Annotated in this window: 1 protein-coding gene; it reads left to right on the top strand. The window is 35.2% G+C overall.

All coding sequences use genetic code 11. The annotated features are described in order from the left end of the window. Positions 1-509: T7SS effector LXG polymorphic toxin (locus tag ACWHAR_RS32355; protein WP_452089088.1), on the top strand; the 509-nt coding region annotated here is incomplete at both ends.

Below are 509 nucleotides of genomic sequence, written 5' to 3'. Positions count from 1 at the left end.
TAAAAAGTAAAATGATCAAATTAAAAAAAGCATTCAAAGCTGTCGCTGATTTAGATGATAGTGAGTTTTCAGGTAAAGGTGCAAATAATATCAAATCATTTTATGAAGATCAAGCCGGCATTGCCGACCAATGGATTGATCTAATTGAGATGAAAATTTCTTTTTTAACGAGTATTCCTGGTATTTTGGAAGACGCTAGCTTATCAGATGCCTACATAGAAGAATCTTTCCTAGAGCATGAGTTGGCCAATGCTAATTCTAAATCCAAAGCCATCATGTCAGAACAGAAAAAGGCCATCAAAGACATCTTAAATGAAATACATGATGTCCTTCCTTTAGATGTTTTTTCAACAGAAGATTTTAAAAATGAGTTATCCTCTGCAGAGAAAAAACGCAAAAATGCAGTCGAGAAAATAAGTGAAGTTGATGGGAATCTGACATCAGAATACGCCCTCTCAGAAGCAAATGAACAAATGATTCTGGCTGATTACCAAGCACTCATGAACGCT

It is taken from the genome of Bacillus sp. LR--39 (genome assembly GCF_053613335.1).
The sequence above is the reverse complement of the archived record's forward strand: the minus strand, read 5'-3'. Positions and strand labels throughout refer to the sequence as shown.